This is a genomic window from Marinobacter sp., assembly GCF_965229985.1.
Classification (GTDB): Bacteria; Pseudomonadota; Gammaproteobacteria; order Pseudomonadales; family Oleiphilaceae; genus Marinobacter.
This window is the reverse complement of sequence record NZ_OZ245935.1, coordinates 12703-38242: the sequence shown is the minus strand read 5'-3', so window position 1 is coordinate 38242 and position 25540 is coordinate 12703. Positions and strand designations below refer to the sequence as shown.

The window sequence follows — 25540 nt, the reverse complement described above, 5'->3', positions numbered from 1 at the left end:
GCATACCCTTTGCTTCAAAGCTTTCTAATCAGGCAATGCCGGGATTCATTGTCCGGGCTGTGAAGGAGAACACCAATGTCAGAGACTCTCGTTTACCACAACACGCCGCCCGCCTTGTTACCGATGTATGGCAGAACACTGTTGCCGAAGCAGAAGCAAACCGGCGGTGATATCAGCATCCCGAATCTCTCGGCGAGTCTGCTCGGTATCAGTACCGCAGGCAAGAACCTGAAACGCTACCAGCAGGTATGCGGCTTCAAGGCTCACAGTCATCTGCCTGTCACCTGGCCGCACGTGCTGGCTTTTCCCCTGCACCTGAAACTGCTTACCGAGAAAAGCTTTCCCCTGCCGCTGCTTGGTCTGGTGCATCTGCGAAATACGATCACCCAGCACCGACCAATCGGCACCGGGGAAAACCTGGATATGCAGGTAAGGCTCGGCAACACCGTTAAAAGCGCCCGGGGCGTGGAATTCGACCTGATTACGGAGGCACGCTCGGCAGGAAGGCTGGTCTGGGAAGAAGCAAGCACAACGCTGTTCCGGCAATCGGATGGTGAGGGCAAATCCGGCAAAAAAGCGCCACCAGAGCTGGAGCGTTATCCGAACACAGAAAACATGAAAGCACCCGAGTCCATTGGCCGGCAGTACGCACGTGTATCCGGCGACAGCAATCCGATCCACATGCATGCCCTGAGCGCCAAAGCCTTCGGCTTTCCACGGGCAATCGCCCATGGCATGTGGACCAAAGCCCATGCACTCGCACTACTGGAGCAACAGGAAGACTGGCAAAATGGCGCTCTGAGCGTCAGCTGCCAGTTCAAGAAACCGTTGTTTCTGCCCGGCACAGCCCAGCTCAACTGGCAAACGGGAGAGAAAGGCTGGGACTACCAGGTCTTGAACGCCAAAGGCGATGCGCCCCATTTAACCGGGCGCATCAACTGGCTCTAGTTCTGGGAAGGCTCACCATCCGGTGCGCAGGGGGAACCCTGGGCGCCGGCGACAGGCAAAGTAAAATAGAAACAGGCGCCGCCATCTTCCGGTCGCTCGAAACCTATGTCGCCACCCTGCGCCTGTATCAACGAGCGGCAGGTTGAGAGACCAATCCCCATGCCCTCGTCCTTGGTTGTGAAGAACGGCAGGAACAGTTTCTCTTCGGCGTCTTCCGACAAGCCAACGCCATGGTCGCGCACCTGGATTCGCACACAGGTGTCACCCTGCACACTGGCACTCACCTCGACCGGCGCACTGGAATCAATGCTGCTGGTGGCCTCCAGGGCATTGCGAATCAGGTTGAGCGCTACCTGCTGCACCTGAACCGGGTCTGCCAGAACCTCCGGCATGTTCTCCGGAACCGACAGTTCAATGGCACCCTTGTTGTTGCGCATATCCACTTCTGCAAACTGCCGGGTGTCTTCCAGCAACGCAGGCACGGACAGTACTTCCTTGCCCGTGGCCGGCTTTTTCATGAATCGACGTATGCGACGTATGATTTCACTGGCCCGGTGGGACTGGGCCTCAATTTTGTCCAGGGTCTCCTGAAGCAGACCCATGTCCGCGTTTTCCTTCGCCATCATCCGCTTGGCAACGCGGGCATAATTGGTGATGGCTGTCAGCGGCTGGTTAACCTCATGGGCAACACCGGCAGCCATCTCACCCATGGTAGTCAGGCGGGAGGTATGGGCCAGCTGATCACGCTGTTCCTGAACCAGCTGCCTGGCATCCTCCAGCGCCTTTTCGTTGTCCAGTTCGGCAGTGATATCCCGGAACACGACAACAGCACCATGGAGCTCATCAGAGTCCAGTTTCGGGGTCGAACGGTACTCCGCCGGAAAGCCAGTGCCATCCGCCCGCAGCATTCGAATATCCCGCTGGTTCTCCGCCACACCCTGCTGGCAGGTGGCCTTTACCGGCAAGCCGTCCGGATTGTCCCCGGCGGTCGCGAAGTGGGTCTGGAAAAAATCGCGACCAATCAGCTCTTCCACCGGGCAGCCAACAATCGAGGCCGCCGCAGGGTTGGCAAATTCGATGATGCCGTTCTCATCAAGACCGTAGATGCCTTCGCTGATGGAATTGAGAATCCGGGCCTGGTCACTCTGCAGCTCGCGATTGCGGGCCTGCAGCTCCCGCTCGAGGCGAATCACACTGGCGTGGGTTTTAACCCGGGCGATCACTTCCTGGGACTGGAAGGGTTTGGAAATGTAGTCGGCGCCACCGAGGGAAAAGCCTTTCACCTTCGCCTGCAGGTCATCCAGCGCAGACAGGAACACAACGGCGCAGTCGGCCGTCTGAGGGTCCGCCTTCAGGCGCTCACAGACTTCATAGCCATCCATCTCCGGCATCATGATATCCAGCAGAATCACTTCAGGCTGATGGCGGTGGGCAAGGTCGAGGGCCTTTTCGCCTTCGTTGGCAATGAGTAGCCGGTAACCTTTGTCTTTCAGGGTCTCATAGAGGACTTTGAGGTTCTGCGGATTATCATCCACGAGCAGAACCGTTACCTCCGAGTTCTCGCTGACAGCTTCAGTCATAAATGTCGGGCCGGTTAAAAAAGTAACCGCATGATGCCGCCGGGATCACCCTGCGTCGATAAGGTCCTTTACGGACAGGACCATACGAACGAGATGTGCCAGGGAATGGGTACCCATCTTGTGCATAACGCGGGAGCGGTGGATCTCCACTGTGCGCTGGCTTATCTCCAGCTCAATGGCAATCACCTTGTTGGCCTGGCCGGCAATCATCCTGTCCATGATCTCATGTTCACGGGGGGTCAGGCTCTTGACCCGTCGGATGATCTCTTGCTTCTCATCCAGGGACTTCCGCTGTTCCAGATCCTGCTTTAGTGCCGCCTCGATTTTCTCCAGCAGCGCTTCTTCACGGTAGGGCTTCTGAATGAAGTCCACAGCGCCCTCTTTCATGGCGTCAACGGCCATGGGCACATCACCGTGGCCGGTCACAAAGATGATGGGCAGGATGGAGTGTTTTTCATTGAGTTTTTTCTGGAGTTCCATACCGTCCATGCCGGGCATGCGGATATCCAGCACAATGCAGCCTGCCATCTTGTCGGAATAATCCTTCAGGAAAGCGGTTGCACTCTCATAGGTCTTGACCGGCTTGCCGTCGGATTTCAGCAGCAGCTCCAGGGAATCGCGGACTGCTTCATCGTCCTCTACAACGTACACGGTTTGCTGGATATCAGTCATGGGTGTGTTCTCTCCTGTCCGTTTTCTTATGATCGCCGGTCAGTGAATTGACGGGTCTTTATGGTCGTCACGAGCATGTTCCTGGCGCTCGTGTTCCCGCATTTTCTCAAGTCGTTGCTGGATAATGCCAAAAACGCTCTGCTTCGGGTACCTGCCTTTGTCATCGGCCTTGCCCGCAGGCTTGCCAAGCAGCAGAGTTATGGCCTCTTCAACACGGGCAACCGCGTACACCGAGAATTGCCCCCCGCGCACTGCCTGCACCACTTCGCTGTCTAGCATCAGGTTCTGCACATTGGTGGCTGGCACAATGACACCCTGGGTGCCTGACAGTCCGCCCTTGAGCTGGCAGGTGGTGAAAAAGCCTTCCACTTTCTCATTCACGCCTCCGATGGGCTGAACTTCGCCAAACTGGTTGACCGACCCTGTGATCGCCAGATCCTGTCGCACCGGAATTCCGGAGAGGGACGAGATCAGCGCGCACAGCTCTGCCAGCGATGCACTGTCACCGTCCACTTCGCCGTAGTTCTGCTCGAAAGTCAGACTGGCCGACAGATGCATCGGATCGTTGACCGCAAAATGGGAGGCGAGCCAGGAGCTGAGAATCATCACGCCCTTGGAGTGAAGATTGCCACCGAGCTTCACATCACGCTCAATATCCATCACCGCGCCATCTCCATAATAGCAGGTAGCAGTGACACGGTTGGAAAGGCCAAACTCAAACCCACCCGTGGACAGCACTGACAGTGCATTGACCTGGCCAACGCACTTCCCAGTGGTAGTTACGAGCGTCGTGCCGTCACGGATGGAATCGTAGAACTGATCCCGGATCCGGCTGCTGCGATATTTCGCACTTTCCAGCGCGCGCTCGACATGCAGGTCCTGGATCAGCTTCGCACCGGCCTGTCGGGCCCAGAAATCCGATTCCCGCAGCAGATTGGCAATATCCGCCGCGTGCAGGGAGAGTCGATCCTGATGCTCGGCCATACGGGCACTGTGTTCAATAACCCGGGCAACTGCCTTATTGGAACAGTGCAGCAGTTTCTTCTCACTCACAAGGCTGGCAATGAATTTTGCATAAAGCAACTGACTGTCATCGGAGCGGTACATCTCGTTCTCGAAATCCGCCGTCACCCGGAACAGTTCGGCAAACTCGGAATCGTATTCCTGCAGCAACATCCAGGTTTCACGATCACCGAACAGAACGATCTTGACGTCCAGGGGAACCGATTCTGGTTCAATTGAGATAGTGCCGGACAGCGTCAGTTCCCGTTCCAGGGAATTTATCTGTATGGACTTCGAGCGCAAGGCACGCTTGAGGCCGTCCCATACAAACGGCTGTTCCAGAACCTTGATGGCATCCATCAGCAGATAGCCCCCGTTGGCCCTGTGCAGGCTGCCCGGTCGAATCAGGGAAAAATCCGTGAACACCGTGCCCTTGTAGGTAACGTTCTCCACATAGCCAAACAGGTTATGGTAGGTGGGGTTATCCTCCACCACCATAGGCACCTCGTTGGTTTTCTGGTGCACCAGCACATTGACCAGATACCGGCGGGGCATTTTCTTGTCCAGGGACGCGTAGGCAATTGCCGCCTGTTCTTCATTGTCGTCGAGAAATATCTCCAGATTCTCCACCAGGTCCGCCCGAACCGCTTCGAAATAGGCGACCACATCAGGCAGATCCTTGTATTTTTCGATCAGCTCATCAATCTGGTGGCCAGAGATACCTTCGAGCGTTTCCTGGTTCAGGGCCTGCTGCTTATCAGCATACTCCTGCTCCCAGTCCGCCAGTTTGCGCAGGGCCTGGCGCAGCTTTTTCTCAAGCCGGTTGATGGCATCTTCAAACTTGTCACGCTGTTCGTCGCTCAGGGCCTGGAAGGATTCTGCGGTATGAGGTTCATCCCCGTTCATGGCAACCAGCCGGTAGCCACCCGGCGTGGTCACTGTCAGACTCACCTTCTTACGCCTGGCCTGAGCCGCCACTTTCTCCAGCTCATCTTCCTGCTTCTTGCCGTACTCGTTTTTCAACTGCTCCGAACGCTCCAGGAAACTGTCACTGTCAAAGGTCTGGGGAATCACCTTGACCAGTCGACTCATCAGCTTTTCCATATCCTGCTTGAGCTGGGTGCCTTTTCCTGCCGGCAACTGCAACAGCTTCGGAATACGTGGCTCCTCGAAGTTGGCCACGTAGCACCAGTCATGGCTCTGTTGATCCGTATCCACATGGTGCTCCAGGTAGCGCAACATCATGGTGCGCTTACCCAGTCCATTTCGGCCAACGGCATACACGTTGTAACCGCCATGGGGCATTGCCAGGGCAAAACGCACAGCTTCCTGGGCGCGGTTCTGCCCGACGATTTCAGCCAGGGGCTCCAGTTGCTTGGTGGTTTTGAACGGCAGATCTTTCAGAACACAGGCTTTGTAAAGCTGGTGCAGAGACAGTGACTTCAAGGTTTGGTCCTGTAACGGTTAACACATTGGCCGGTCATTGTAGATTCTGCAGTCGGCTCTGTCGCGTTCAGCAGGAAGATTTCTGGAGTTGCGCACACTGCGCAGGATTTTGTTAGACAGTTCACAATTCCGCAGCCGGTTATTTTTCAGCCAGCCCTTCCGGAACTACACTTCATCTCCCAACCATAAATACAATGCATGCAACGGACGCCAGCGTATGACCAGTGATTCCGCCGAACGCAGAATCAAGGATCGTTACCCCGCCTCCTGCCTGAAGGTTCAGCTCCGGGAGCGTGGTTTCTTTGGTCGGGGCAAGCAGCCCACGCCGGTTACCTGCCTGGACCTAAACCGCTACGGTATGGCCGTGCTCTGCCCCAGGCCGGTGGAGCCCGGGGCCCGCCTATTCATGGATTTTGACGGCAAATACATCAGCGAATCGCGGGTTTGCGCCCGGGTGGTGGACTGCCAACCTTACCAGGCCGGCTATCGCGTCAGCGTCCAGTTCAGCTATTGCCTGGACAAAAAAGGCTATTCACGAACTGTCGACAATGCCCTGTCGCGGATTGAAGGCTTTTACAACCGGTTTGCCAGCTGAGCCAGCCTCACACCAGCCCGGCATCAAGGCTGGCCGCGACATACATCCCCAACTCCCGGCACTGTTCTTCAAACTCATCCCGATACTCACCCCGGCAGATCAGAGGCTCCTGGATCAGCTTCCAGCGCAACCCGGTGGTAATGCTTTCAATTGCCCGATTGGTGCCCGTGCCGTCATGGCCGGCCCGAATGTAGTAGGCAAAAGGCAAACCCTGGGTTTTCTCAAAGCAGGGATAGTAGCTGCGATCGAAGAAGTCTTTCAGGGCACCACTCATATACCCGAGATTCTCAGTGGTGCCCAGAATGATGGCGTCACAGGCCAGAACGTCTTCAGGGCCCGCATCCAAAGGCGCCATCACCTTTACCTCAACGCTTTCGATGTCTTCATGGCGGGCGCCCTGCTCAGCCGCCTGCCTGAGCTTGAGCGTATTGGGGGAAGGGACGTGAGCGACTATCAATAATCTCTTTTTTGCTTCCATACCGCCTCTGATTTGTATCTGAAGAGCAAGAAACCTGAGCACCTATCGAGTATGAATTCATTGTGACACCACCTCAAACCGACGGAAGAGGCAGCAAACACAGATGTCTATTTTTTGAGCAGCACAGAGGTGAAAATGAATGATCTGTTACGAGAATTTTTGAACATTCTGAACCGATACCCTGCAACGACTTCTGCTTAGTATGAACCAGACAGTTAAGAGGAGGAGAAGTCGATGCGTTTTCTCAACAGCAAAAATCTACAGAATCTCTATCGTCGAATGAAATACCGGAGGTGGATCAAAAGCCAGCTACAACAAGCTGGTGGCGAGGACTACCTCAGGCGCCTGGAAATCGACATCGGCGCTGAACCAGGCCACTTCAGGAGAGAATTGGAAGAAAGGCTAATACCTGAAAAGAAAGTCGAGTGTGGGGATGGCGCGGAAGGTTTACATTGCCACCTGCCGCGCCTGGTATTGCTCAGGAAGGGTTAGAGCAGCTCGCCGTTCGCTTCGGCGGGCGCTTCTTCAGCCTCTTTCTTGGAGACCGGCTTGGGCATCAGCTTATCGCGAACCTTGGCCTCAATCTCATTGGCAATGTCCATGTTTTCTTCCAGGAACTTGCAGGCGTTGGCCTTGCCCTGGCCGATCTTGTCGCCGTTGTAGGCGTACCAGGCCCCGGACTTGTCAACAAAGCCTTCCTTAACGCCCATATCCAGAACTTCCGCCATGTGGTAGATGCCCTTGCCGTACATGATCTGGAACTCGGCCTGTTTAAACGGTGGTGAAACCTTGTTCTTGACCACTTTAACGCGGGTCTCGTTACCAACCACCTCATCGCCGTCTTTCACGGCGCCGATGCGGCGGATATCAAGACGAACGGAAGAATAGAATTTCAGGGCGTTACCACCGGTCGTGGTTTCGGGCGAGCCGAACATCACCCCGATTTTCATACGGATCTGGTTGATGAAGATCATCAGGCAGTTGGCGTGTTTGACGTTACCCGTCAGTTTTCGCAGCGCCTGGGACATCAGTCGCGCCTGCAGACCAACGTGGCTGTCGCCCATTTCACCCTCAATCTCCGCTTTCGGGGTCAAGGCCGCCACGGAGTCCACGATGATCACGTCTACCGCGTTGGAGCGCACCAGCATATCGGCGATTTCCAGGGCCTGCTCACCGGTATCCGGCTGGGAAACCAGCAGCTCATCCACGTTGACGCCCAGCTTCTCGGCATACACCGGATCGAGAGCGTGCTCGGCATCCACAAACGCACAGGTTTTGCCGGCTTTCTGGGCTTCTGCAATCACCTGCAGGGTGAGCGTGGTCTTACCGGAACTCTCCGGACCGTAGATTTCGCAGATCCGACCATAGGGAAGACCACCGATACCCAGGGCTACATCCAGCCCCAGGGAACCGGTGGAGACCGCAGGAATGGCTTCACGGGGCTGATCGCCCATTTTCATGACAGCGCCCTTGCCAAACTGGCGCTCGATCTGCCCAAGTGCTGCGCTCAATGCTTTCTTGCGGTTGTCTTCCATCAGTGCAAACCCTCTGTCGCCCGGGCCACCAACCTCAGATAAAGGCCGGCAGCGAAATAGTGGATCGGGAATCCGTACAGCTTAAACAGTCAATTCCCTGTATATTTGAACAGTATTAAAACATAACCCGCAGAGGAGACCAACCCCCTCGGATGTGAAAGCCGTCAGAGTTCGCCCACAAAATCGTTAACCCCTTGAAGGGCAAAGAGAACGGCTTGTCGGCGAACCTGCTCACGATCACCATCAAAGTGCTTTACCACCGCCACGGTGGAGGCCGGACTGCTACCCCAGGCAAACCAGACTGTGCCCACAGGCTTGTCCTCGCTGCCACCTCCGGGCCCGGCTACACCGCTGATGGCCACGGCAACGTCCGCGTCTGTCGCCACCAGGGCACCGGCCACCATTTCCCGCACCACCGGTTCGCTGACCGCCCCATGTTCATCCAGCGACTTCCGGGTCACGCCCAGCAACCCCTGCTTGGCCTCATTGCTGTAGGTTACCAGCCCGCCAAGCACGTAAGCCGAGGACCCGGCCCGGTCGGTCAGTACCTTGGCAACCCAGCCGCCGGTGCAACTTTCCGCCGTAGCGACAGTACGGCCGGTTCGCAGCAGTCGTTCACCAAGGCGATTGCCTGCCTCTTCCAATTCCTGATCGCTGGCCAGCATAATGACCTCCTTCATTTCATCGCGGCGGTTATTTTCTTACAATTCACGCCTTCATCCAAAGCAAGGCTACCCGGACCCGTTCATGTCAGCAGCTCAGACCGATCTTTCCAAGCACACGCCCATGATGCAGCAGTACCTGAAGATCAAGGGCCAGCACCCCAACGAACTGGTGTTCTACCGCATGGGGGATTTCTACGAGCTGTTCTACGAAGACGCCAAGAAGGCGGCGGAGCTGATGGACATCACCCTCACCGCCCGGGGCCAGTCCGGAGGCAACCCGATCCCCATGGCGGGCATCCCCTATCATTCTTCTGAGGGCTACATTGCCCGGCTGGTTCGGGCAGGTCAATCCATCGCCATCTGCGAACAGATTGGTGACCCGGCTACCAGCAAGGGACCGGTTGACCGTCAGGTGGTACGGATCGTCACCCCTGGCACCCTGAGCGACGATGCCTACCTGGAGGATCGCCGGGACAACCTGCTGGTTGCCATCTTTAACCACCGGGAACAGTTCGGTTTTGCCTCACTCGATATCTCCAGCGGCCGTTTTGCCGTTTCAGAACTGGAGAACCTGGAAGCCCTGCAGGGCGAACTTCAGCGACTGCGCCCGGCGGAAATTCTGATCAGCGAGGACTTTCCCTACGAGGAAATTCTGGAGGGCTTCACCGGAATTCGCCGTCAGGGCCCATGGCTGTTTGAATCCGATACCGCCCGGCGGGTGATTACCCAACAGCTGCAGGTGCGAGACCTGACCGGATTCGGCTGCGAAGACCTGAACCTGGCGGTCTGTGCCGCCGGTTGTCTGCTGCAGTACGCCAAGGAAACCCAGCGCACCGCCCTGCCCCATATTCGCAAGCTGACCCGCGAGCGTCGGGATGAAGCGGTGATTCTGGATGCCGCCAGTCGCCGCAACCTGGAAATCGACACCAACCTGATGGGCGGCCACCAGTACACCCTGGCCTGGGTGATGGACCGCACCGCCACCGCCATGGGTGGCCGGGAGCTTCGGCGCTGGCTGAACCGCCCGCTGCGGGATGTGGAGATCGTCCGTCAGCGACAGCAAGCGGTTTCAGCGCTGCTCGACGGGTTTCACTACGAGCCTGTACACGACCTTCTGAAAGCCGTTGGCGACATTGAGCGGGTACTGGCCCGTGTCGCCCTTCGGTCAGCGCGCCCTCGAGACCTGGCACGGCTTCGCGACGCCTTTCAGGCCTTGCCGGACCTGCAGGAAACCCTGAAACCGGTTAACTCCCACCATGTCGTCAAGCTGGCGACCACCATTGGCGAATACCCGGAACTGGCCGACCTTTTGGAGCGCTCCATCATCGACAATCCTCCGGTGGTGATTCGCGAAGGCGGGGTTATCCGGGAAGGCTTCGACGAGGAGCTGGACGAGCTGCGCAACATCAGCGAGAACGCCGGCCAGTATCTGCTGGACGTGGAAACCCGGGAGCGGGACCGCACCGGCATCAGCACCCTGAAGGTGGGTTACAACCGGGTCCACGGCTATTACATCGAAATCAGCCGGGCCCAGTCGGACCAGGCGCCGGTGGATTACATTCGCCGACAGACCCTGAAGAATGCCGAGCGCTTCATTACGCCGGAACTGAAAGAATTTGAAGACAAGGCCCTCAGCGCCAAGAGCCGGGCGCTTGCCCGTGAGAAAGGCCTGTACGATGAGGTCCTGGAAACCGTGGCCGGGCAATTGGCACCATTGCAGGATGCCGCCCAGGCGCTGGCCGAGCTGGACGTACTGAGCAATTTTGCCGAGCGCGCCACCTCCCTGCGCTTTTCAGCGCCGGAATTCAGCGAATCCCCCGGTTTCGATATAGAAGAAGGCCGCCACCCTGTAGTTGAACAATTGCTGGACGAGCCTTTCGTACCCAACGATCTGTTGATGGATACCCAGCGCCGCATGCTGGTCATCACCGGCCCGAACATGGGCGGTAAATCCACCTACATGCGCCAGGCCGCACTGATCGCCCTGCTGGCCTACACCGGTAGTTTTGTGCCAGCCAACCGGGCGGTGATCGGCCCCGTGGACCGGATTTTCACCCGGATGGGCTCCTCCGACGACATCGCCGGCGGCCGGTCCACCTTCATGGTGGAAATGACCGAAACCGCCAACATCCTGCACAACGCCACCGAGCACAGCCTGGTGCTGATGGACGAAGTTGGTCGTGGCACCAGCACCTTCGATGGCCTGTCACTGGCCTGGGCCACCGCCGAGCATCTCGCCCGGGAAATCCGTTGCTACACCCTGTTTGCCACCCACTATTTCGAGCTCACCCAGCTGGCCGATGAGTTGCAGCATGCCGTCAACGTGCATCTGACAGCCACCGAACACGATGACAGCATCGTATTCCTGCACAACGTGCACGATGGCCCTGCGAGCCAGAGCTACGGGCTTCAGGTGGCCAAGCTCGCAGGCGTGCCCCAGGACGTGATCCGTAACGCCAAGACCCAGCTGTCCCATCTGGAAGGCAGTGCCTCGCCAGCGGCACCGGCAGCTCCGACTGGTGAACAGAGCATCGATACGCCCCGGGCCAAACCGGCCACCCAGGTTAACGAACCCGTCTACCAGGGCGACATGTTCGCAAGCCTTGAACCCAGCGCCGTGGAAGAAGCCCTTAAAGAGATGGATCTGGATGGACTATCCCCCCGGGATGCCATGAACCAGCTTTACGAACTGAAGGCGCTGATGAAGAAATAGCGGAAAATTGATCTGTGTAATAAGGTTATAGCAGCCCAACGCTTGCGGCTGTGCGGGTCGCTCCCTACAATATCGCGCACTAAAATATAACGGCGGCGCCCGACGGCGCTCCTGATGAGACTGACCACCACTGGACCAGGGATCTGACTATGGCGTTTATCGTTACTGATAACTGCATCAAGTGTAAATACACAGACTGCGTGGAAGTCTGTCCGGTAGACTGCTTCTACGAAGGACCGAACTTTCTGGTAATCGACCCGGACGAATGCATCGACTGCGCCCTGTGCGAGCCAGAGTGCCCGGCCGAAGCCATTTTCTCGGAAGACGAGCTGCCAGCCGATCAGGTCCAGTTTGTAGAACTGAATGCTGATCTGGCCGCAAAATGGCCGAATATCACCGAAAAGAAAGACCCGCTCCCAGACGCCGAAGAGTGGGATGGCAAGCCGAACAAGCTGCAGTATCTGGAAAAGTAAGATTTCAGAGCTGAAACGGAAAAAGGGAAGCTGCGGCTTCCCTTTTTTTGTGCGAAGAGCATCAGAAACGATCAGGTACTGGCCAGCTTGACCCCCATGGCCACGAAAAACCCGCCGGTCAGGCCGTTCAGCATCCGCTTCATCCGCGCATTCACGCCCAGACTCCGGAAAGTGACCACCACCCAGGCCAGACCGCACTGCCAGAGCATGGCCAGCAGGAAATGCACCCCGGCCAGCATCAGGGACTGCTGAAAGGCGTTACCGGCGGGATCCACAAACTGTGGTAGCAAAGCCATATAGAACAGCGCGGTTTTCGGATTCAGAACGTTGGATAACAGTCCCTCACGGAGCGACGCCACCATGGTGACCTTCCGGCGAGCAACCTTTTCCTCTTTTACCTCGGGGGCGTCGCCACGGCGAAGGGCCTGACGCAATGAACCGATGCCCAGCCACACCAAATAGCAGGCACCGGCCCATTTCAGGGCTGAAAAGGCCCAGGCGGTTTCCACCAGCAGAAGGGAAATGCCCAGAGCCGAGAGCGTGGCATGAATGAACAGGCCGCTGCAGATGCCAACGCTGGTGACACAACCATCCCGCAAACCACCCCGGCCGGTATTGCGCATCACCAGAAGGGTATCAACACCCGGTGTAATGGTGAGCAGGGTAATTGCGACGAGATAGGCCCAGAACAGATCCGAGATCAAAACCATTCCCTCATAAACACTTGAACGAAATCAGGCCTCCTGCTGGAGAATCTTGCGCGCAGCGGCAGACTTATAAAACGGTGCAAGCCGCCGGCGAATCAGGGCCTCAACATAGCCCTCTTCACGCAATACGTCTATAACCGGAATTGCGTAGGCATCAATCTCCGCCATGACGACTTCACGGCTTACCCCCATGTCGCCCAGCAAGTCAGTCAGCGGGCGTTCGCCATATTTTACGAACAGGTGGGAAACCACCGCCCGGGCACAGTTCTCGAAGTATCCGGTCTTGCGGAACTGCAGCCAGAATTCATACCCCAGCACCACAAACTCCTGCAGTTCCACGTCGCCAAGACCTTCATGCAGCTCGGCAATGGTACGGTCTTCCAGCGACACCCAGGCCGCCATCACGCTGTCCCGAAGCTCGTCGTCAGACAGGGCGCTATGCAGGAACTGCTCACTGCGGCTGATCAGTCCGGGCAGGCTGTCCGACAGCCAGGCCTTCAGGCGCCGCTCCAGGGTTTCATCCAGTCCCGGCACCGCCCGGTTGGCCATGCGCTTGCCGAACTTCATCATTGAACCAACACCCGGTACCGACTTGGCGATCAGGTTATCCTCATACAGGTAGTTAACCAGGCCGTGGTAAACCACATTGGACACCAGCTCCTGATAGACCGGGTGCGCCATAATTTCGCTGATCACCCGCTCCCGCTGCTGCCGCAGCTCCAGGGCCTCTTCCAGAAAGCCGGTGGCCTGTTCGCGGGTAATGATCTCACCCAGGGTGGTCTGCGACTGCACATCGGCATTAAGCACTTCGGTCGCCATTTCCGCGGCCAGCTCCGGAATGCCGGCATCCAGCTCCATATCCATAACAATGCGCTGGATGACGCCCATCACCTGCTCTTCCGAAGTGATCCGGTTCAGGGTTATCTCACCGGCATAACTCCACAGCTCATCCAGCTCCTGTTCCAGAAACTTGCGCAGCTTTGCGCCCTTGAGCGAGGCCAGTTCATGCTTCACATGCTGTTCCAGCAGTTGGGTGGCGAGATCCGTTTTGCCTTTGGTCATGGCGTCAGTTGTCCTGTTGTTGAAATGAAACACACTGACCAGAGGCTAACATGAAGTTCAGGCTGGCAGGTTTGCCAAAACTACAGGTGAAGGGATGCGGCCGGGCCAGTCCGGTTCAGCCGCGAACTCTATGCAGGAATTACTGAAAGTCGTTGAAGCTGTGGGGTTCCGCGGCCAGGGCCAGGCAGAGGCTGCCAGGGCCGACATAGATACTGCTGGTGATGCCCATCTGGGATAGCAGAAGTTCCACACCGTTACGCTCGCAGGCGTCCCGCAAGCGGTTGAGCCCGGGCAAATCCTCGATTTCGGTCCAGGTCAGGCCACAGGAAAGACTGACATAAGGGGTCAGGAGTCCGGCTTCCACGCGTGCGGTGGCATAGTTCATCACCTTTTCCACCGCCACATCGAAACTGCGGGTTTTGGCCGCCGGCTGGCCTTCAGCACCCTGCCCAAAGATCACCGGGGTGATGTTCAGCGCTTTACCAAGGAAGGCTACCAAAGCCGACACGCTCTTGTCACCACGACGCCTTGCCCGCTCACGGATGTAATGCAGGTCCCTCGGAATCACGCAGGTGTAGATCTTGTCGCTGAAGGTTTCCACCTCATGGCGCAGGGCATTCTTGGAGACCTTCTGATCGATCAGCTTCAGGGTATGCGCTGCCAGCAGGCCCTGGCCGGCAAAGATCTGCTTGCTGTCGATCACCCGCATGAAAAATCGGCCATCGCGCCCGGCCGCTTCCCGTGCGCCCTCGTAATTCGCCAGGACCGTATTCATTGCCTCGGTGGCATTCTGGAAAATCAGACTTCGGGTTTTCGTGACCGTCTCGCAGATCGCGACGTCAAACTGGGTGACGATTTTCTCCATGAACAGGTCGTGGATCTGTTCAGCGGTGAAGGCGCGGGTCTCAGCCTGATGCCCTTTTTGTAACAGGCCGCTCTGGTAAAACTCCTGGGTCCGAACGGGATCATGCTTGTCTATATAGGTCTGGCCATCGATTACAGCGGTTACCGGCAGGACGAACAGGTCGTGCTTGCGGCTGAAATCATAAGGTAAGTCGCACGCAGAATCGACGATCAAACCAACTCGCATGGTGGGCCTCCAGCTCCGGGCAGCTTCTCGACCGGAAGCCCCCTTTATTGTCGTTATTCTTTATGCCGCACAGTTTTACACACCGCGATCAGAATTTCAGCAAACCGGCCCTATCCTGCACTGGATGTCATATCCAGCTCACGGAGGTTCTGCTTGAGCAGCTCGCGGTTGTCCTGCTGCCAGGGGTGAAAGCCTTTGCGGAAATAGGCCAGGAATTCCGGCAGACACTTGCGAAGCACTCCGGGCCTGCCCCAGAGAAAATTAAACCCGCCAACCCAGGTGCGAAGGCTCCAGAGCTTACCATCGGCCTTCAGCAGGCTACAGGTATTGAGAAAGGTGTACTTGAAGAAATTCCAGGTCACGAACAGGAAGACAATCCGGCGCAGCCGTTCATTGCCAACACATTCCCGGTAAACATCAAAGGCAACGGATTTGTGTTCGGTTTCCTCGATCGCATGCCAGCGCCAGAGCTTTGCCATGGCCGGAGTAGCACCCTCCATCCACTCGGGGTGGCTCAGGATGGCATTGGCGAGAACGGCGGTGTAATGCTCTGCTCCGCAGGTACCTGCAAGTTGGCGGCTTGGCGGCAGGTTGCCCACCCACTCCATATGCTTCCGGAACCGTTGGTCAAGGGCATCAATGTCGTAACCTCTGGCCTTCAGGGCTTCGTTGTAGTCCTTGTGCTCCCGGCTGTGCAAGGCTTCCTGGCCAATAAAGCCGCGAATCTCCGCTTTCAGCTTTGGATCCTCAATTTTGTCCCGATAGAGTCGAACGGCATTGATGAATTGCTGTTCGCCGTCAGGGAACTGCAGGGAAAGGGCATTGAAAAACGCAGTCCGGAAGGCGTCGTTACCGTGCCAGAGCGTTTTCAGATCTTCACTGACATCGAACCGGAGATGCCTCGGTTCAACGGACACGCCCTCGGGCGTGGAGCTGATGGTCATGACTGCCTCCTGTTTTTGTAGTGTTGTTATCAGTAATGAACAGCGGACAAAAATTCATCAGTCAAAGCAGTTTAAACCCGGAAACCAAGCGGAAGGAATACTTCGGTAGAAAAAATTGGACAAATTGTCACGAAATGACATTCTGTCAACGACCGGATTTCAAGAGAAAATGCAGGCATAAAAAAGGGAGGCACGAGGCCTCCCAAGGACACACAGGGGGTCAACGCCTTCCGGTGCAGAGCCGGAAGACGCAGGTTTAGTGCTCTTCTGCGGCTTTCACGCCCGGCGCTTCCGGGTCGGCGGTAAAGCCAAGCAATTTGGTACGTTCAATCAGGAAATAGAGGACGGCACCGGTGGCCAGGCCCCAGCCGGCACCGTACACCGCCAGAACCACGCCCATGGTGCCGGCTATGCCACGCTCGGTGTTATTCTCCAGCTGCTCTAGACCTACCATCAGACAGATATAGCCGGTCAGAAGCAGGGTCAGCGAGAGGGCAATTGGCAACACCGGCTGGAAGAAGCTCACCAGCGGCAGGACGAACAGGGCAATGAAACCGGTAATCCAGAAGGTACCGCCGCCACTGTAGATGGAATCCATGGCATTGCGGCCGTACTTGTAGCGCTCTGCCATAGTTGCGGTCACTGCCGTCCAGATCGGGCCTGCCAGGCCCGGATAGGGCGCGAAGAAAGCATGGCCGCCGTTTCGGATAGCGGTTACCAGATGAACCCGATCAATGCTGTTATCGATATCTTCGTCTTTGCGCAGATGGTCGACGCGGTTCATCAGCGACTGACCTACCACGATGTCGCCAAAGGCAATGACATAGGCAATCACAGCCGTGGGGATCGCATAAAGGAACACGTTGGCGTCCGGGAAACCGACGGCAAATGGCAGGTAATACCACAGCTCGTCAAATGCCGGCTTGGTGATGCCCCACTCCACATTGGGCACATCGTATTCGCCCGTGGCAAAGCCAACCAGAATCGCAACCACCATGCCCGGCACCATGCCGTAGTTAGCGATCTTGCGGGCGATGGAATTGCTCTCTACGAAACCTTTAAAAGACACGGAGAACATCAGGTACAGGCAGACCAGACCACCAATGATCAGGGAGATCGGTGTGTTGGCCAGGCGACCACCAGCCTCGATCTCACCCATCAGGGCCGCAATACCGGCACCGATGATAATCCCGCCTTTCATGGAGCGGGGAATCAATTCCACCAGCTTGCTGCCAAGGCGGGTAACGCCCAGAACCAGAAAAATAATAAACACGAGGAATTGCAGGGCGAATAAGGCCTGAATTGCCTCCGGACCAGGCTCATAATCACTCAGGAACAGCAGAACAACCGGAATACCGGGCGTTATCCAGCCTGGCACCAGAGGCACGCCCAGCAACGCCGGCAGCATGAAACCGATACCGCAGATCACCACATAGGTCAGAGCCACGTCGTAGGGCACACCCAGGTATTTCTCAAGAAGGGGAATCATAGCCAGGCTGACCACAAACATGATCAGGGCCTGCACCATCTCCGCAAATTCCCAGCGGTAATGTACAAACGGCAGACGAACCTTGAAGGGACCGGCCGGCCAGTACGGCTGCTCTTCCCCGTTCTTTCGGTGAAACATTTGCATAAAAAGGTCTCCGGGCTCACGCGGCGCGTGTGCCTGACAGCGTTGTTTTTCTGGTTAAATTCGGCTGCGCCGGAGCGGCGCAGCCGATCGGGGGATCAATCCAGTTCTTTGGCCTGGTCCCTCAGCACGAACTTCTGGATCTTGCCCGTGGAAGTCTTGGGCAGCTCCGAGAAAACGATGGTCTTGGGCACCTTGAACCGGGCCAGGTGCTCGCGGCAGAAGTTGATGATCTCTTCCTCGCTGACCTGTCCCGCTTCCGGCTTGAGAGTCACGAAGGCGCAAGGAGTTTCGCCCCACTTCTCGTCCGGCCGGGCAACCACAGCCGCCTCGAGCACAGCCGGATGGCGGTACAGGGTATCCTCAACCTCTATGGTGGAGATGTTTTCACCACCGGAGATGATAATGTCCTTGAGCCGGTCCTTGATCTCCATGTAGCCGTCTTCGTGCCATACCGCCAGGTCACCGGTGTGGAACCAGCCACCCCGGAAGGCCTCGTCAGTGGCCTTGGGGTTCTTCAGGTAACCCTTCATTACGGTATTGCCGCGCAGGAAGATTTCACCGATGGTCTTGCCGTCTTTGGGCACTGGTTCCATGGTGTTCGGGTCGCCAACCATGGTGCCAGCCAGGGTGTGATAACGAACGCCCTGGCGAGCCTTCTTGCGGGCGCGATCATGCAGCGGCAGCGCATCCCACTCGGTCTTCCAAGCGCAAACCGTCACCGGACCATAAACTTCGGTCAGGCCGTAAACGTGAGTCACCTGGATGCCCATCTCTTCGATGGCACCGATAACCTGGGCGGGGGGCGCCGCGCCGGCTGTCATGGATTTCACTTCGTGATCGATACCCGCCTTGGCGGATTCCGGCACGTTCAGCAGCGCGTTGAGAACAATCGGTGCGCCGCACATGTGGGTAACCTGATGGTCGCGGATCAACTGCAGGATCTTCTCCGGGTCAACCCGGCGCAGGCAGACGTGAGTTCCGGCCATGGCGGTGATGGTCCAGGGGAAACACCAGCCGTTGCAGTGGAACATCGGCAAGGTCCACAGGTACACCGGGTGCATGTCCATGGACCAGACTGCCTGGTTGCCGATGGCATTGATGTAGGCGCCACGATGGTGGTAAACCACGCCCTTCGGGTTCCCGGTCGTGCCGGATGTGTAGTTCAGGGAGATGGCATCCCACTCGTTGTCGGGGAAGCTCCACTGGAACGCCGGATCCCCCTCCTGCAGGAAGGCATCGTAATCCAGATCGCTGACCTGAACGCCCTCGCCGTACTCGGGATCGTCCACATCAATCACCAGTGGCTTGTTGGTGTCCAGCCGGCTGACGGCGTCTTTGATCACCTCACCGAATTCCCGGTCGGCAATTACAACCTTGGCCTCACCGTGTTCCAGCATGAAAGCAATGGCTTCGGCATCCAGGCGAACGTTCAGGGTATTGAGCACCGCACCGATCATGGGAACCCCGAAGTGGGCCTCTACCATGGCAGGAATATTTGGCAGCATAACGGCGACGGTGTCACCACGTCCGATGCCGCGCCCCTTGAGGGCAGAGGCCAGACGGCGACAACGCTCGTAGGTCTGCGCCCAGGTGTAACGGATCGCCCCGTGAATAACGGCGGGATACTCCGGGTAAACCGTGGCGGTACGTTCGATAAAATCGATGGGGGATTGAACGGCGTAGTTGGCGTCAACGGGCGCCAGGCCTTGATCAAATATCGAGGTCATTGCGTGGTCCTCTTGAGTACTGTTGTTCTTATGGCGTATTCAGGAATATCGCTAAACTAGCTATACTTCGGGCTGGCCAGAATAGTATTGGATAGCATAAATACTAGAAACTATACCAACGTATTATAGTTAATTTACTATAACGATAAGCCATGAACGATTCTTCCACTCCAAGTGTATTTAGTTTGCACGACGCCGACCCGCAACCCGGATTGATCCTGGATGCCGATGGCGCCGTTCTTGAAGGCAACCGCGCAAGCCGGAATCTGTGCAAGACGGCGAATCTGCCATCCCGGTCCGGGCTGCTGCCGGTCAATGTTCTGGCACTGGTGAAATCTGCCTTGGAACAGGACCGGGCAATCGAGAATGTCGAAGCCCGTATTCCGGGAACCATCCTGATGTGGACGTTCGTCCCAGATGTCCGAAGCGGCAGGGTTCTGGCACGAGCGAGAGACGCCACAGATGAGGTTCTGACCCAGGAAGAGGCAACCCGCTCCAACCGCCTGTACCGATTGATCACCGAAAACACCACAGACCTGATCTCCCGCCACGCTCCGGACGGGCGCTTTATCGATGCTACCCCGGCGTCATGGCGGCTGCTGGGCTACTGGCCGGAAGAATTACGAGGCAAACCGCTCGAAGAGGTCTTTCGCGGCAACCATGTAGCCCAGAAACTGGCGGAGACCCGAAACCTGCTCCGGGATGACGGCTACGCCACCATGACCCTGGAGATCATCCACCGGGACGGATCCCGCCGCTGGTTCGAGATTGCCAGCCGGGCCATCCGTGAGACCTACACCGGCGCCGTGATTGAGGTCATCAGTGTATCCCGGGATATCACCGCCCGGGTGGAATCCGAGGAGAACAACCGCAGGCTGGCCGACGAACTGGCCCATACCGCCAGGCTCGCGACTCTCGGGGAGCTTGCCTCCAGCATTGCCCACGAGATGAACCAGCCGCTGGCCACCATCGTGAACTTTGCCAGTGCCAGCCAACGTTATCTGAAAAGCGCCCGAACCAACCCCGAATGCCTGGATCGCGTGGATGATGGCCTGCAGAAAATTGTTCACCATGCCAACCGCGCATCGGAAGTGATCAAGCGTCTACGGGCTTTCTTGCGCAAGGGCCAGAAGCGCACCGCGCCACTCGCCCTGAATGATGTCGTAAACAACGTCGCCCGCCTGTGTCAGTGGGAGGCCGAGAAGAATAACGTGCAGATCCGCGAGAGACTGGCCTGCTGCGCGCCGGTCATCACCGCCGATCCGGTGCTGCTGGAACAGGTATTGATCAATCTGATCCGCAATGGCATTGAAGCCACGATCGAAGCCCGTGACGAAGAAACCCGGAGTGCACCTGCGCAGATCATCATAACCACCTGCATCAACGATCAGAACGAAACCCTGATTGAAGTCACTGATGAAGGCCCGGGCCTGGATGAGCAGGGCATCCGCCAGATGTTCCAGCCGTTCTACACCAGCAAGCCCCAGGGACTGGGCCTTGGCCTATCCATGAGCCGATCGATCATTGAAGGCTTTGGCGGCTTTCTGGATGCCCGCCCCGCTAAAACGGGGGGACTGTCCCTGATCTGTCGATTCCCGGCCAGCCAGAACCAGAAGCACAAAACCGCAACCACGGAGAACCAGCCCGATGACTGACCACTCTGCCCCGGAAGCCACCACCGTCTATGTTGTTGACGACGACGCAGGCATGCTGGAATCCACCCAATGGTTGCTGGAATCCGTGGGCCTGAACGTCCAGGCCTACAGCGACGGCCGCAAATTTCTGGACGCCGTTGGCAACGGCAAAGCCGGCTGCGTGGTTCTGGATGTGAGGATGCCGGGGCTCGGCGGCCTGAACGTTCAGGAGGAGCTTCAGAAGCGAGGGCTGGACCTGCCCATCATCTTTGTCTCTGGCCATGCCGATGTGCCCATCGTGGTCAGGGCCTTCAAATCCGGCGCTTTTGACTTTATCGAAAAGCCTTTCAACGAGCAGTTGCTGCTGGACAGCGTTCAACAGGCCCTTCAGGAACACCAGCAATCCGGCACACAGCTGCAGGGCGATGAGGCAACCGAAGCTCTGCTGACCACCCTCACCCGGCGCGAACGGGATGTGTTTCTCCCACTGGCCCAGGGCTACACCAGCCGGGAAATCGCCGAGCAGCTGGATGTCAGCGTTAAGACGATTGATCTGTACCGGGCCCGTGTGATGAAACGCCTGGGCGCCGATCGCCTGCCGGATGTTACCGGCACAGCGATTGCCGCAGGGTTGCTCGACCCACTGGACCTGCGTAGCGAAAAGACCTGAACGGCCCCTAACCCGCCTTGGCCTGGACCTCGTGCGCCAGAACCCCCAGCCTGCCCACAGCCTGCTCGATACGCTCACTCCAGGGATTGGCGCTGTTCAGTCTCAGGCAATTCTCGTATTTATTGGCCGTGGAAAACATCAGCCCCGGCGCCACGTTGATATCCTCCGCCCTGGCCCTGTGGTAAACCTCCGTGCCGGAAACGCCGTCCGGCAACTGCACCCAGAGTACAAACCCGCCCTGGGGTCGACTCACAGCGGTACCTTCCGGAAATGCACGGGCCACGGCTGTACGCATACGCTCTGTGGACTCGCGATAGTGCTGACGCGCTGAGCGCAGATAGCGATCGTAACCGCCCTGCTCCAGAAAGTGGGCCACCGCCATCTGGGGAATCGAAGAGGTCGCCAAGTTGACGAAATACTTGTGCTGCCGGGCGCTGGCCATATGCCGCCCGGGAACCATCCAGCCCAGCCGCAGGCCCGGCGAGATAGTCTTCGAAAAGGAACTGCAGTAAATCACGTTATCGGCCCGGTCAAAGGCCTTGGCCGGGCGCGGCCGGTCACCGGCGTGGTGCAGATCCCCGTAAATATCGTCCTCAATCAGGGGAACAGCAGCCGCCGCCAGCATGGAGACCAGCTGCTTCTTGCGCTCGTCGGACATTTGCGCACCCATGGGATTGCTGTGATTGGTCACCACCACACAAGCTTTCAGGGGCCACTGTTCCAAGGCCAGCTGCAAGCCTTCGAGGCTCAAACCCTCGGAAGGATGGGTAGGAATTTCAATGACCTTCAGCCCGACCACTTCCAGAGCCTGAAGAATGCCGGGGAAAGACGGAGATTCCACCGCCACAATGTCACCGGGCTGGGTCACGGCACGAAGCGCCAGGATTATGGCCTCCTGGGCACCGTTGGTGGCGAGCACATCATCCGGGGTTACCGGTACCCCGAGGGTCGCCATCCGCTGGGCGATCTGTCGACGGAACGACTCCTTGCCGGGAAAGGCGTAGTCCAGTGTTTCCAGGCCCCGACGTGCAGCCCAGAGCGTGCTGTGCTGGATCTGTCGGAGCGGAAGGTAATCCGGATGGGGAATCGCCGTGGCCAGAGGCACCATACGCTTCTGCTCGTCGGCGCACAGGTCCAGGGTCATTTCCCGGGCGCTGACCGGTACCGGACGACTTCGATGCCGGCGCATCACCGGCTCAGGTGCATCCACGGTCGGCAGCCTTACGAAGTAGCCACTGCGCTCCCGGGCCTGCAGAAAGCCCCGTGCTTCCAGGGTCTGGTGCGCTTGCAGGATGGTCGAAATACTCACGCCAAACTGCCGGCTCAGCATTCGCACGCCCGGCAATCGATCACCGTCGCGGTAGACACCGTCCCCGATCAACTCCTGGAGCTGATCCGCCACCTGATTGTAAAGAATGCCCATTGCCCGTCCCTCGTCACTGGTACCTCCGGAGTCACCACTATATTGCACCAGACACGGCACTTCTCCATGCAGTACAGATACAGTCGAATCTGACCGGCACAGATTCAGAAAACCACATTCTGTACCGGTTCAAAATGAGATTATCTGAATCTGTTATGACTGTCAGCGGGAGCCGACAATAAACGGACTGAATACTGAAGAAGGAGTTTCACCATGGGCATCGCCAACACGCATCTGTCGGCACCACCAGCAACCAGTAAAGACCTGTTCGGTTTGCAGGCCTGCGCGACACCGCTCTTCAAAGGCATGGACGTCACCCGTCGATGGCTCGAAGACCTGGGGTTTTCGATCAACGAACCGGCTCAGGAGCACTGGGTACTGACGCATTCGGCCCCATTGCCGGAACTGCACTTTTACAGTGCTTCGGAGCTGGAGATGTTTGCCAGGCACCGGGCGCATCATTACGCTAGACGATCTTTCAAGGAGAACAGACCATGACACAGCCCCTCTACCAGGTTGATGCTTTTACCAGCAGGATTTTCGGCGGCAACCCGGCCGCGGTCATGCCTCTGGAGCAATGGCTGCCGGACAATGTCATGCTCTCGCTTGCCATGGAGAACAACCTCTCGGAAACGGCCTTTTTCGTGCCGCTTCCAGACGACGAGGATGCCGATTTCCATATCCGCTGGTTTACTCCGGGCACAGAGGTGCCACTGTGTGGCCACGCCACCCTGGCCAGTGCCTGGGTTATTTTCAACAAGCTTGGCTGGGACAAGGAGCAAATCCGTTTACTTTCCAAAAGCGGCCCGCTCTCCGTCCGGCAGGCGGAGGATGGCTGGCTGGTACTGGATTTTCCGAATTTGGGCTTCGAGGAACGGCCAACACCGGACTTGATCCGCGAGGCGCTGGCAGAGGCACCTGACACCGCGTTCTTCGTTCCCAATGACACCAACTACATGGTGGTTCTGAAGGACGAGGACGCTGTGCGATCTGCTCAACCGGATCTGCGCAAACTCAAGCAACTCGGCAATCAGGGGCTGATCATCACCGCACCTGGCGAAGACTGCGATTTCGTCAGCCGCTATTTCGCTCCGGGCGCCGGTATTGATGAAGACCCGGTTACCGGCTCCATTCACAGCGTGCTCGTGCCCTACTGGTCAGAAAAACTGGGCAAGACACGGCTCGACGCCCGGCAAATTTCGGCAAGAGGCGGTGTGCTGCGCTGCGAACTGAAAGGCGACCGGGTCGACATCGCCGGCCAGGCCGCATTCTTCATGGAAGGCTCCGTCTACCTGCCCTGAGACTGGTATACTGCCCGCCGTTTTCTTTCCAACGGCGGGCAGTATGGCGGCAGGTTCAGCATCACAGTACGACGTAATCATTCTCGGCGCCGGCGCTGCGGGTCTGATGTGTGCAGCAACCGCCGGCTATCGCGGCCGAAGGGTGCTGGTGCTGGACCACGCCAACAAGCCCGGCAAGAAAATCCTCATGTCCGGCGGCGGCCGCTGCAACTTCACCAACCTGAACAGCACGCCCGCCAACTTCCTGTCGGACAACCCGCACTACTGCATTTCTGCGCTCAAGCGTTATACCCCCCAGGATTTTCTGGAACTGGTAGACCGCCACGGCATTGAGCATGAGGAAAAAGCCCCTGGCCAGTTGTTCTGCAAGGACAGCGCCAAGGATATCCTCAACATGCTGCTGACCGAATGCGAGTGGGCAGGAGCGGAAGTGAGAATGAAAACAGCGGTCGACCGCATTACCGAAACCGACAGCGGCTACCGCCTGCGCGTCGGCTCCGGCGATCTCACCTGTGAGTCCCTGGTGATCGCCACCGGTGGCCTGTCGATTCCCACCATGGGCGCTACCGCCTTTGGTTACCGGGTAGCCGAGAAGTTCGGGCTGGACATACTTCCCACGCGAGCAGGCCTGGTGCCCTTTACCCTGCAGCCGGAATTGAAAGAACAGCTCGCGCCATTGTCCGGTGTCAGTTGTCCCGTTGACGTGCAGTGCCATGACCAGCACTTCCGGGAACCGATGCTGGTCACCCATCGCGGGCTCAGTGGTCCGGCGATGCTCCAGATTTCCAGTTTCTGGGAGCCGGGCGACAGCCTGGCCATCAATCTGCTGCCGGCCTGCCGCATCAAGGATGACCTGCTGAACCTCCGGAAAACCCGCCCGCAATCGACCATTGCAAACTACCTGACCCAGCACCTGCCGAAACGGTTTGCCCAGGCCTTCAACGAACTGCAGGGCTGGACCGGTCCTTTGCAGGGCTACAAGAACAGCGATATCGAGCAGGTTGCCGATGTTCTGGGCCAATGGTCGATCAAGCCGGCGGGAACCGAGGGCTACCGCACAGGCATATTCCGAACGCATTAAATTGTCAAAAAAAGGCCCACTCGCCCATTTTTCGTCTACACTGCAATAACCTACATGATCTGACAGCTACAATTATTGAGAGACATTTTTTGACAGCTTTTTGGTAGAGATCTCACGTGAGCGAAGGCCGAATCGTGCAGATGCTGTTTTTAATATGGGGC

General features: G+C 57.6%; 23 protein-coding genes. 10 read left to right on the top strand and 13 right to left on the bottom strand.

The window, feature by feature from the left end; all coding sequences use genetic code 11:
- Positions 1–75: 75 nt before the first annotated feature.
- Positions 76–948, top strand: coding sequence for a MaoC family dehydratase (locus ACO06L_RS00185; RefSeq protein ID WP_202347281.1), 873 nt, complete (start codon positions 76–78; stop codon positions 946–948).
- Here the strand turns inward: ACO06L_RS00185 and ACO06L_RS00180 are convergent.
- From ACO06L_RS00180 to ACO06L_RS00170, 3 genes are read right to left on the bottom strand one after another with little or no spacing between them, the layout of a single operon-like run.
- The gene (locus ACO06L_RS00180; RefSeq protein WP_230707562.1) at positions 945–2528 is read right to left on the bottom strand and encodes a response regulator; all 1584 of its coding nucleotides are present in this window, start codon (positions 2526–2528) and stop codon (positions 945–947) included. The genes ACO06L_RS00185 and ACO06L_RS00180 overlap by 4 nt on opposite strands.
- 45 nt (positions 2529–2573) lie before the next feature.
- Positions 2574–3200, bottom strand: a complete 627-nt coding sequence (gene fixJ, locus ACO06L_RS00175; protein ID WP_069183866.1) for a response regulator FixJ — start codon at positions 3198–3200, stop codon at positions 2574–2576.
- A gap of 39 nt (positions 3201–3239) precedes the next feature.
- Positions 3240–5648, bottom strand: coding sequence for an AAA family ATPase (locus ACO06L_RS00170; protein WP_421845125.1), 2409 nt, complete (start codon positions 5646–5648; stop codon positions 3240–3242).
- A 217-nt stretch (positions 5649–5865) separates the two neighbouring features.
- Between ACO06L_RS00170 and ACO06L_RS00165 the strand changes: the two genes are divergently transcribed.
- The gene (locus ACO06L_RS00165; RefSeq protein ID WP_064227353.1) at positions 5866–6243 is read left to right on the top strand and encodes a PilZ domain-containing protein; all 378 of its coding nucleotides are present in this window, start codon (positions 5866–5868) and stop codon (positions 6241–6243) included.
- Between the two features lie 7 nt (positions 6244–6250).
- Here ACO06L_RS00165 and ACO06L_RS00160 read toward each other — a convergent pair whose 3' ends face one another.
- Positions 6251–6721, bottom strand: coding sequence for a flavodoxin family protein (locus ACO06L_RS00160; protein ID WP_421845123.1), 471 nt, complete (start codon positions 6719–6721; stop codon positions 6251–6253).
- A 234-nt stretch (positions 6722–6955) separates the two neighbouring features.
- On the opposite strand from ACO06L_RS00160, the gene ACO06L_RS00155 reads away from it, so the two are divergent.
- The gene (locus tag ACO06L_RS00155; RefSeq protein WP_202347277.1) at positions 6956–7213 is read left to right on the top strand and encodes a hypothetical protein; all 258 of its coding nucleotides are present in this window, start codon (positions 6956–6958) and stop codon (positions 7211–7213) included.
- On the opposite strand, the gene recA is transcribed toward ACO06L_RS00155, so the two are convergent.
- Together recA and pncC are read right to left on the bottom strand one after the other, a co-directional pair.
- Positions 7210–8256 carry a recombinase RecA gene (gene recA / locus ACO06L_RS00150; RefSeq protein WP_064227350.1) on the bottom strand — a complete coding sequence of 349 codons (1047 nt, stop codon included), beginning with the start codon at positions 8254–8256 and terminating at the stop codon, positions 7210–7212. The genes ACO06L_RS00155 and recA overlap by 4 nt on opposite strands.
- A gap of 164 nt (positions 8257–8420) precedes the next feature.
- Positions 8421–8921, bottom strand: coding sequence for a nicotinamide-nucleotide amidase (gene pncC, locus ACO06L_RS00145; RefSeq protein ID WP_421845121.1), 501 nt, complete (start codon positions 8919–8921; stop codon positions 8421–8423).
- Between the two features lie 82 nt (positions 8922–9003).
- Here pncC and mutS point away from each other — a divergent pair, with 82 nt between their 5' ends.
- On the top strand, positions 9004–11634 hold the full coding sequence (gene mutS, locus ACO06L_RS00140; protein ID WP_421845119.1) for a DNA mismatch repair protein MutS: 2631 nt from the start codon (positions 9004–9006) through the stop codon (positions 11632–11634).
- A gap of 149 nt (positions 11635–11783) precedes the next feature.
- Positions 11784–12107 carry a ferredoxin FdxA gene (fdxA, locus tag ACO06L_RS00135; RefSeq protein ID WP_008170541.1) on the top strand — a complete coding sequence of 108 codons (324 nt, stop codon included), beginning with the start codon at positions 11784–11786 and terminating at the stop codon, positions 12105–12107.
- Between the two features lie 71 nt (positions 12108–12178).
- On the opposite strand, the gene ACO06L_RS00130 is transcribed toward fdxA, so the two are convergent.
- From ACO06L_RS00130 to ACO06L_RS00105, 6 genes are all read right to left on the bottom strand, one after another.
- Entirely contained in the window at positions 12179–12817 is a 639-nt protein-coding gene (locus ACO06L_RS00130; protein WP_421845116.1) for a LysE family translocator, read from the bottom strand.
- Between the two features lie 24 nt (positions 12818–12841).
- Positions 12842–13876 carry a hypothetical protein gene (locus ACO06L_RS00125; protein WP_421845114.1) on the bottom strand — a complete coding sequence of 345 codons (1035 nt, stop codon included), beginning with the start codon at positions 13874–13876 and terminating at the stop codon, positions 12842–12844.
- 139 nt (positions 13877–14015) lie between these two features.
- The gene (locus ACO06L_RS00120) at positions 14016–14966 is read right to left on the bottom strand and encodes a DegV family protein (RefSeq protein ID WP_202347275.1); all 951 of its coding nucleotides are present in this window, start codon (positions 14964–14966) and stop codon (positions 14016–14018) included.
- A gap of 110 nt (positions 14967–15076) precedes the next feature.
- The gene (locus ACO06L_RS00115; RefSeq protein WP_064227343.1) at positions 15077–15910 is read right to left on the bottom strand and encodes a metal-dependent hydrolase; all 834 of its coding nucleotides are present in this window, start codon (positions 15908–15910) and stop codon (positions 15077–15079) included.
- Positions 15911–16166: 256 nt separating this feature from the next.
- Positions 16167–17543 (bottom strand): solute carrier family 23 protein, encoded by a 1377-nt coding sequence (locus ACO06L_RS00110; protein ID WP_421845112.1) that lies wholly within the window; start codon positions 17541–17543, stop codon positions 16167–16169.
- 95 nt (positions 17544–17638) lie between these two features.
- The gene (locus tag ACO06L_RS00105) at positions 17639–19270 is read right to left on the bottom strand and encodes an acyl-CoA synthetase (protein WP_421845110.1); all 1632 of its coding nucleotides are present in this window, start codon (positions 19268–19270) and stop codon (positions 17639–17641) included.
- A 152-nt stretch (positions 19271–19422) separates the two neighbouring features.
- Between ACO06L_RS00105 and ACO06L_RS00100 the strand changes: the two genes are divergently transcribed.
- Both ACO06L_RS00100 and ACO06L_RS00095 read left to right on the top strand, forming a co-directional pair.
- A complete protein-coding gene (locus tag ACO06L_RS00100) occupies positions 19423–20925 on the top strand; it encodes a sensor histidine kinase (protein WP_421845108.1) in 1503 nt (500 codons plus the stop codon).
- The gene (locus ACO06L_RS00095; protein ID WP_202347271.1) at positions 20918–21574 is read left to right on the top strand and encodes a response regulator transcription factor; all 657 of its coding nucleotides are present in this window, start codon (positions 20918–20920) and stop codon (positions 21572–21574) included. The genes ACO06L_RS00100 and ACO06L_RS00095 overlap by 8 nt, the downstream gene beginning before the upstream one ends.
- A 7-nt stretch (positions 21575–21581) precedes the next feature.
- Here ACO06L_RS00095 and ACO06L_RS00090 read toward each other — a convergent pair whose 3' ends face one another.
- Positions 21582–22997: a PLP-dependent aminotransferase family protein gene (locus tag ACO06L_RS00090; RefSeq protein ID WP_421845106.1), complete on the bottom strand. Its 1416-nt coding sequence runs from the start codon at positions 22995–22997 to the stop codon at positions 21582–21584.
- 213 nt (positions 22998–23210) lie between these two features.
- Between ACO06L_RS00090 and ACO06L_RS00085 the strand changes: the two genes are divergently transcribed.
- From ACO06L_RS00085 to ACO06L_RS00075, 3 genes are read left to right on the top strand one after another with little or no spacing between them, the layout of a single operon-like run.
- Positions 23211–23495 carry a hypothetical protein gene (locus ACO06L_RS00085; RefSeq protein WP_064227337.1) on the top strand — a complete coding sequence of 95 codons (285 nt, stop codon included), beginning with the start codon at positions 23211–23213 and terminating at the stop codon, positions 23493–23495.
- On the top strand, positions 23492–24298 hold the full coding sequence (locus ACO06L_RS00080; RefSeq protein WP_421845104.1) for a PhzF family phenazine biosynthesis protein: 807 nt from the start codon (positions 23492–23494) through the stop codon (positions 24296–24298). The genes ACO06L_RS00085 and ACO06L_RS00080 overlap by 4 nt, the downstream gene beginning before the upstream one ends.
- Before the next feature lie 43 nt (positions 24299–24341).
- Complete coding sequence (locus ACO06L_RS00075; RefSeq protein ID WP_421845102.1) at positions 24342–25379, top strand: NAD(P)/FAD-dependent oxidoreductase; 1038 nt, start codon at positions 24342–24344, stop codon at positions 25377–25379.
- Positions 25380–25540 lie beyond the last annotated feature (161 nt).